8 protein-coding genes are annotated in these 7,657 nt (G+C 75.6%); 4 read left to right on the top strand and 4 right to left on the bottom strand.

Annotation, left to right across the window (positions count from 1 at the left end):
• Window positions 1–131 precede the first annotated feature (131 nt).
• Window positions 132–584 (top strand): CoA-binding protein, encoded by a 453-nt coding sequence (locus ACFWH7_RS13930; protein WP_378217106.1) that lies wholly within the window; start codon window positions 132–134, stop codon window positions 582–584.
• Window positions 585–586: 2 nt separating this feature from the next.
• Window positions 587–1,012: a TIGR03667 family PPOX class F420-dependent oxidoreductase gene (locus tag ACFWH7_RS13925; RefSeq protein WP_378217105.1), complete on the top strand. Its 426-nt coding sequence runs from the start codon at window positions 587–589 to the stop codon at window positions 1,010–1,012.
• 11 nt (window positions 1,013–1,023) lie between these two features.
• On the opposite strand, the gene ACFWH7_RS13920 is transcribed toward ACFWH7_RS13925, so the two are convergent.
• From ACFWH7_RS13920 to ACFWH7_RS13905, 4 genes are read right to left on the bottom strand one after another with little or no spacing between them, the layout of a single operon-like run.
• Window positions 1,024–1,554: a hypothetical protein gene (locus ACFWH7_RS13920; RefSeq protein WP_378217104.1), complete on the bottom strand. Its 531-nt coding sequence runs from the start codon at window positions 1,552–1,554 to the stop codon at window positions 1,024–1,026.
• A 17-nt stretch (window positions 1,555–1,571) separates the two neighbouring features.
• Window positions 1,572–2,483, bottom strand: coding sequence for a putative F420-0 ABC transporter ATP-binding protein (locus tag ACFWH7_RS13915; protein WP_378217103.1), 912 nt, complete (start codon window positions 2,481–2,483; stop codon window positions 1,572–1,574).
• Window positions 2,480–3,565 (bottom strand): putative F420-0 ABC transporter permease subunit, encoded by a 1,086-nt coding sequence (locus tag ACFWH7_RS13910; RefSeq protein ID WP_378217102.1) that lies wholly within the window; start codon window positions 3,563–3,565, stop codon window positions 2,480–2,482. Before ACFWH7_RS13910 ends, ACFWH7_RS13915 begins: the two co-directional genes overlap by 4 nt.
• Window positions 3,562–4,617, bottom strand: coding sequence for a putative F420-0 ABC transporter substrate-binding protein (locus ACFWH7_RS13905; protein WP_378217101.1), 1,056 nt, complete (start codon window positions 4,615–4,617; stop codon window positions 3,562–3,564). The genes ACFWH7_RS13910 and ACFWH7_RS13905 overlap by 4 nt, the downstream gene beginning before the upstream one ends.
• A 228-nt stretch (window positions 4,618–4,845) precedes the next feature.
• On the opposite strand from ACFWH7_RS13905, the gene ACFWH7_RS13900 reads away from it, so the two are divergent.
• Window positions 4,846–5,661, top strand: a complete 816-nt coding sequence (locus ACFWH7_RS13900; RefSeq protein WP_378217100.1) for an SDR family oxidoreductase — start codon at window positions 4,846–4,848, stop codon at window positions 5,659–5,661.
• 88 nt (window positions 5,662–5,749) lie between these two features.
• The gene (locus tag ACFWH7_RS13895) at window positions 5,750–7,342 is read left to right on the top strand and encodes a molybdopterin-dependent oxidoreductase (RefSeq protein ID WP_378217099.1); all 1,593 of its coding nucleotides are present in this window, start codon (window positions 5,750–5,752) and stop codon (window positions 7,340–7,342) included.
• The last annotated feature ends 315 nt before the right edge of the window (window positions 7,343–7,657 follow it).

The following is a 7,657-nucleotide window of genomic DNA, read 5'->3' as shown; positions in this document are numbered from 1 at the left end:
TGGGAGACCGAGACGACGGGGTACGGGCCGACGTGCGTGAGCGGCTCCGCCTCGATCCGGCGCGGCACCTCGACGCGCACAGACAGCCGCGCCCGCACCCCCCCCCCCCCCGGGCCCGGGTTGCGCACGACATGAGCGACGTCGCAGCCGCCGAGCCGGCCCACGAGCAGGAGACCGTCCGCCGCGTCCTGGAGGACACGCAGACCTGGGCCGTCGTCGGCCTGTCGAACAACGCGTCGCGCGCCGCGTACGGGGTGGCGCGCGTGCTGCAGCAGCACGGCAAGCGCATCGTCCCCGTGCACCCGGCCGCGGAGACCGTGCACGGCGAGCAGGGCTACGCGATGCTTGCGGACATCCCGTTCCCCGTCGACGTCGTCGACGTGTTCGTGCGCTCCGAGCTCGCGGGCGCGGTCGCCGACCAGGCCGTCGCGATCGGCGCGAAGGCCGTCTGGTTCCAGCTCGACGTGATCGACGAGGACGCCGCCGACCGCGTCCGCGACGCCGGCCTCGACATGGTCATGGACCGCTGCCCGGCGATCGAGCTGCCGCGCCTCGCAGCTCGCCCGACCACGACGGAGGCGTGACCGTGGCCGCGATCGACACCTCGACCGACCTGGGTGCGCGGGCCGCCGCCCGCCTCGGCGACGAGCAGGTGCTCTGGCTCGTGACCGTGGACCCGGACGGCGCACCGCAGCCGACGCCGGTCTGGTTCAGCTGGGACGGCGCGCACGAGGTCGTGGTCAAGTCCCAGCCGCGCACCGCCAAGCTGCGCAACGTCCGGGGGAACGACCACGTCGCGGTGCACCTCAACAGCACCCGGTCCGGGGACGACGTCGTCGTCCTCACGGGCACGGCCGCGAGGGACGACGGCGGCCTCTCGCCCCAGGAGCGCGCCGCGTACGACGCGAAGTACGACGAGGGGATCCGCGGCCTGGGGATGACCCCCGACGGCTTCCACGAGGACTATTCCGTCACCGTGCGCGTCCGGCTCGAGCGCCTCCGCGGCTACTGAGCGAGCACCGTTCAGCGGTCGAGGCGGGCGGTGGCCTGGTCGAGGGCCGTGCCGAGCTCGTCCTTCGGGATGCGCAGCTCGCCGACCGAGAGCATGAAGGGCGACTCGTCCAGCCCGAGGGCCCGCGTCGCGGGTTCGAGGTCGAGGCCGACGTCGTCCGCGGGGTCGCCCCGGACGTAGAGCGGCATGCCCGACACCTCGGGTAGCACGACCACCAGCACGGCGGCGAGCACGTCCGGGTCCAGCGCGGGACGCCGCGCGTCGTCGGCCGCGACCAGGCTCACCCCGACGCCCAGGTCGCACGCGCCCTCGCAGTTCATCGCACCGGTGTACAGGCTCACCTCGACGGGGAGGTCGGCCTCGTCCAGCGCGTCCTGGACCGCGGGCAGGGCCTTCTCCACGTCCGCGTACGAGACGTTCGAGGTGTCGAACGGGGAGCGCCCGTCGAGCACCGCGCAGCCGGCGACCGACACGACGCACGTCGCGACGAGCGCGGCCGCGACGAGCGTCCGCGAGGCGCGGGGGACCGGGGAGAGGCGCACCCGCAGAGGGTACGCGCTCAGTCCTGCGGCGCGAACGTCAGCACCGGCCGGCCCGTGCGCGGGTGCGTGAGCACCTCGGACCGCACGTCGTAGACCGGGTCGAGCACCTCGGGGACCAGGACCTCGCGCACGTCGCCCGCGGCGACGACCCGCCCGTCCGCCAGGACGACGACGTGATCGCACGTCTGCGCCGCGAGGTTGAGGTCGTGGAGCGCGGCGAGGACGCTCACGCCCTCGTCGGCGAGGTCGCGCAGGACGCGCATGGTGTCGAGCTGCGCGGCGATGTCGAGGTGGTTGGTCGGCTCGTCCAGCAGGAGCAGCGCGGGCTCCTGGGCGAGCGCGCGCGCCAGGTGCACGCGCTGGCGCTCGCCGCCGGAGAGCGTCGCGACCTCCCGCTCGGCGAACGCGGCCATCCCCGCGCGGGCGAGCGCCGCGGTCGCGACCTCTCGGTCGTGCGCGGAGTCGCCCGCGAGGAGCGAGCGGTGGGGGATGCGGCCCAGCAGGACGGCGTCGAGCACGGAGAGCGGGAGGTCGGTCGTCGCGTCCTGCTCGACGAGCGCGAGGACGCGCGCGCGCCGCCGCCGCGGCATTGTGCGCAGGTCCGCGCCGTCGAAGCGCACCTGCGCGGCGTCGTCGGGCCCGGCGGACGGGGCGCGGACCCCCGCGAGCACGCGCAGGAGCGTCGACTTGCCGGAGCCGTTGGGCCCGAGCAGCCCGCTCACCGCGCCCGTCGGGGCGGTGCAGTCGACGCCGTCGAGGATCAGGCGGCCGTCGACCGACCACGACACGCGCGTCGCGTCGAGGCCGCCCGCGTGCTCCCTGCCGGACGGGCTCCGCCCGGGTCCGGGCCCGTCGGCGGGGCGGTCCCGCACGTCGTCGGCGCCGAGCGCCGGGGCGACGTCCGCCGTCGTCCGCGTCGTCTCGCTCATGCGGCCTTCCTCCCGCGCCACAGGAGCAGCGCGAACACCGGGGCACCGATCGCGGCGGTGACGATCCCGACGGGCAGCTCGCGCGGCGCGAACACGGTGCGCGCGAGCGTGTCCGCCCAGACGAGGAACGTCGCGCCGAACAGCGCCGACAACGGCAGCAGGAGGCGGTGCCGCGCGCCCGTGAGGAGCCGGACCGCGTGCGGCAGGATCAGCCCGACGAACCCGATCGACCCCGACTGCGAGACGAGCGCCCCGGTGAGCAGAGCGACGCCCACGAGCAGCGTCCAGCGCACGCGCGCGACGTCGACCCCGAGCGTGGACGCCGCCGTGTCGCCGAACGTGAAGGCGTCCAGCACGGAGCCGGTCGAGGCGAGCAGCGTGCCGAGCACGAGGGTCGCACCGCCCGCGACCGCGACGGACGTCCACGTCGCTCCCGCGACGGACCCCATGAGCCACGAGAGGATCTCGCGGTAGGAGTCGCCGGTCGCGGACCAGAAGATGACGAAGCTCGTCGCGGCCGCCGCGAGCTGGCTCACCGCGAGGCCGGCGAGCACGGTCCGCGTGGGCGTGAGCGCCCCGAGCGCCCCCGCGAGGCCGAGCGCCGCGACGAGTGCGAGCACCGCACCGCCGAACGCGGCGACCGGGAGCAGCACCGTCCAGCCGGCGACCAGCACGAGCACCGCGCCGAGCGACGCGCCCGAGGACAGCCCGAGGAGGTACGGGTCCGCGAGAGGGTTGCGCGTGAGCGACTGCATGACGACGCCGCACACGGCCAGCCCGGCGCCGACCGCCGCGGCGGTGAGCACGCGGGGGAGGCGGAGCTGCCACACCATGCCGTCCTGGAGCGCCCCGAGCGGTTCGAGGCCGAGCAGCCCGCCGAGCCCGAGGTGCGTCGCGACCGAGCGCCACACGTCGCCGACCGCGAGGTCCGCCGGGCCGATCGTCACCGTGACCAGGACCGTCACGACGAGCGCGCCCACGCCGACCGGCACCCACCAGCCTGCGCCACGGCGCGCGCCGGCCCCCGCGTCGTCCCGTCGGGCGGGCGGCGCGGGTGCGGGTCGGGTGCGCAGCGTGGTCACCGGCCGAGCGCCTCCAGCTGCGCCGCGAGGTCCACGACGGCGTCGACGTTGCGCACGCCCGCCTCGGTCGCCGGGAACGGGATCGTCAGGTAGCGGCCCTCGCGCACCGCGGTCATCTCGGCCGTCGCCGGGTTGGACTCGAGCCGCTCGATCTTGGCCTCGGCGGTGTTCCACGCGGCGTCGACCAGGACGAGGACGTCGGGGTCGGCGGCGATCGCCTCCTCCCACGCGAACGCGGTCCAGGTGTCGTGCACGTCGCCCGCGACGTTCTCCAGCCCGACGGCGTCCATGATCATCTGCGGCGCGCCGATGCCCGCGCCGACGTACGGGATGTCGTCGCCGGACGAGTACCACAGGGCCGTGAGCCCGCGCTCGTCCCGGACGACGCCGTCGAGCGTCGCGCGCTGCTCGGCGACCAGGTCGGTGGCAGCGTCCTGCGCGTCGAAGATCGTGCCGACCTCGGTGATCTCGGCGAACACGTCCTCGAACGTCAGCGGGTCCGGCATGTACTCCGGCGCCTTGCACGCGGCAGGAGAGACGTACGTCGCGACGCCGAGCTGCGCGAGCGTCTCGCGGTCGCCCGCACCGTCGGCGGTGAGGTTGGACTCCCAGCCCGCGTAGACGAGGTCGGGCTCGGTCTCCAGGACGGCCTCGGCACCGGGGACCTGGTCCGAGAGCGGCTCTGCCACCGCGGGGACGTCCGCCGCGGCGTCGGCCAAGGACTCGGCGACCGGGCCGTCCGCGAACGCGCTCGCGACGATCCGGTCGCCCAGCCCGAGCGCGAGCAGCATCTCCGTGGCGCTCGACTTGATCGTCACGACGCGCTCCGGTGCCGCGTCGAACGTCACCTCGAAACCGCAGTCGTCGAGCGTGAGCGGGTAGGTCGTCGCCGTCGCGGTGCCCGTCGGCGGGGCGTCGCCGTCGGCGGTCGGGTCGTCCCCGGGCGTCGTGCCCGACGAGCAGGCCCCGAGCAGCAGGGCGAGCGCGGCGGTCGGGAGCGCCAGGAAGGGGCGGCGGGCGGGCGGGCGTTGCGCGGTGCGCGACGAGGGCACGGGAGAGGCCTCCGGGGTCGGGCGCGTCGCGGCGACCCGGGGTGGGCACGCCGCTGCGGCGGTGCGTTCTCGATGCCGACCGGCGAGCGCCGGCCGGGACCGACGCGTCATCTCGCGTCGCGCGGACCCGCGGCACAGATCCGGTGCCGCCCCGACGGGCCAGTGCAGGGCCCGTGGTCCACCGTCAGCCTAGTCCTTCCCCGGGGGCGGCGTGGCAGAGTGTGCGTCGTGACGGAGCCATCGGACCTGCCTGCCCCGACCCCCTCGACCGCACCGCTGCGCGCGGTGGTGACCGGCGCATCGTCGGGCATCGGGGAGGCGTGCGTCCGTTACCTGCGCGCCCGGGGCTGGGACGTCGTCGCGTTCGCGCGGCGTGCGGACCGGCTCGCCGAGGTCGCCGAGCGCACGGGCGCTCACCCGGTCGTGGGGGACGTCACGTCCGACGCCGACGTCGCGCGCCTCGTCGCGGAGGCGGGTGCCCGCGGGCCGGTCAACGCGCTGCTCAACATCGCCGGGTTCGGCCTCGGCGTCGACCACGTCGACGAGGCGAAGATCGACGAGTGGCGCTCGATGTACGAGACGAACGTGCTCGGCACCGTGCGCGTGACCAAGGCGTTCCTCCCGCTCCTGCGTGCGTCACGGCGCGGCGACATCGTCCTCATGACGTCGACCGCGGGTCACGACACGTACGTCGGCGGGTCCGGCTACGTCGCGTCCAAGCACGCGCTGCTCGGGGTCGCCAAGACGCTCCGCCTCGAGCTCGTCGGCGAGCCGATCCGGGTCATCGAGATCGCCCCCGGCCTCGTGCACACGCCGGAGTTCTCGCTCAACCGTTACCACGGGGACCAGGCCGGGGCCGACGCCGTGTACGCGGGCGTCGTCGACCCGCTCACCGCGGACGACGTCGCGGACGTCGTGACGTTCGCGGTCACGCGCCCGCACCACGTCAACATCGACTCGTTGGTCCTGCGCCCCGTCGCCCAGGCCTCGACGTACTCGCTCTGGCGCGCTCCGCTCGTCCCCAAGGGCGTGGACCCTGCCTGATCGTCGCACCGCGGCGCCGCGACGACCCCAGGACCGTGGCGCTGCGCGCCGGACGGGCGTTGACTGGGAGAGGACGGGAGGATCGCGGATGGGCGTCGGCAGGCGGTACGGGCGTGCGGAGGGGTGGGCTGCCCTCGCAGGCGTGGTCTGCGCGGCCGTCGGGTTCGCGGTCGCCGAGCTCGTCGCGGCGCTCGTCGGGCCGGGGTCGAGCCCCGTGTTCGCCGCCGGGGCCGGGGTGGTCGACGCCGTCCCCGGCGCGGTCAAGGACTGGGCGGTCGCGACGTTCGGGACGGCCGACAAGGCGGTCCTGCTCGGCGGCATGGCAGTCGTCCTCGCCGCGGGAGCGGCGCTCGCGGGCTGGCTCGAGCTGCGCCGTCCGCCGTGGGGGTCCGTTCTCCTGGGCGTCGTGGGGGCCGTCGGGGCCGTCGTGGCCGTGGCCAGGCCGGGAGCGAGCGTCGCGTGGGCGCTGCCCTCGGTCGTCGGGGTGGGGATCGCGATCCTCCTGCTGCGCGCGTCGCTCCCGCCGTTGCGCGGACCGGTCGAGGCGACGGCCGTCGGTCCGAGCCTCGACGGCGGCCCGGGGGGAAGCGGCGGCGTCGTCGGTGCGTCGATGGACCGGCGGCGGTTCCTGCTCGTCACCGGGCTCGCCGCCGCGGCGGGCGTCGTCGCGCTCGCGACGTCCCGCGCGGTGTCGGCGGGCTCGCGGGTCGTCACGGCCGCGCGCGAGGCCTTGCGGCTCCCGGCACCGACGACGCCGGCGCCGGCCGTGCCCGCAGGAGCGGACCTGCGCGTGCCCGGCCTGGCCCCGTACGTGACGCCGAACGGCGACTTCTACCGGATCGACACCGCGCTGCGCGTGCCCCAGGTCGACCCCGCCTCGTGGACGCTGCGGGTGACCGGGCTCGTCGACGAGCCGTTCGAGCTCACGCTCGACGAGCTGCTCGCGCTCCCGCTCACCGAGCACCACGTGACGCTGACGTGCGTGTCGAACGCGGTCGGTGGCGACCTCGTGGGCAACGCGCGGTGGCTCGGGTACCCGGTGCGCGAGCTGCTCGCCCGTGCGGGCGTCCAGGACGACGCGGACATGGTGCTCTCCACGAGCGCCGACGGCTGGTCCGCGAGCACCCCGCTCGACGTGCTCACCGATCCCGAGCGGGCGTGCCTGCTCGCGGTCGGGATGAACGGCGAGCCGCTCCCCGCCGAGCACGGGTTCCCGGCTCGGCTCGTCGTCCCGGGGTTGTACGGGTACGTGTCGGCGACCAAGTGGGTCACCGAGCTCAAGGTCACGACGTTCGCTGACGACGTCGCGTACTGGTCCACGCGCGGCTGGTCCGAGCGCGGCCCGATCAAGCTCGCGTCGCGCGTGGACACGCCCCGGGCGGGAGCTCCTGTGCCCGCGGGCGTCGTCACGGTCGCGGGCGTCGCCTGGGCGCAGCACACGGGGATCGCGGGCGTGGAGGTCCGGGTCGACGACGGCACGTGGCGTACCGCGACGCTCGCCGAGACGGTGGGCCCCGACACGTGGCGGCAGTGGTCGTACGCGTGGGACGCGACGCCGGGAGAGCACCGCCTGACGGTCCGCGCGACCGACGCCGACGGCCGTACGCAGACTGACGACGTCGCCCCGCCCGCGCCCGACGGCGCGTCCGGGTGGCACGAGGTCACCGTCCGCGTGGGCTGAGGCGACCGGCGTCCGGCCCGTGGACGCGGGGTTGTCCGCCCCGGGGCCACCCTGGCACCATGTCCGCGTGACCTCCCCGCGCCCCACGAGCAGCACGCTCGTCCTCGCGCGTCCGCAGGTCCTCTCCGCCACCTGTTGTTGAGGGCTCGCGGCGCCCTGCGCAGCCTCGACCTGGTGTCCGCGAGCAGCCTCCCGCCCCTCTCTCCTGACGAAGGGGCGTGACGGTCGCCGGTCTCGTGCCACGGGCTCATCGATGAGTCCCGCGCGACGCCCGGGTCTGCACCTCCGGACGCCCGCCGAGCACAGGACGCGAGA

The sequence above is a fragment of the Cellulosimicrobium cellulans genome (genome assembly GCF_042723955.1).
In the GTDB taxonomy this organism is placed as follows: domain Bacteria; phylum Actinomycetota; class Actinomycetes; order Actinomycetales; family Cellulomonadaceae; genus Cellulosimicrobium; species Cellulosimicrobium cellulans_H.
Note: the sequence above shows the minus strand (reverse complement) of the source record. Positions and strands in the feature narration are given on the sequence as shown.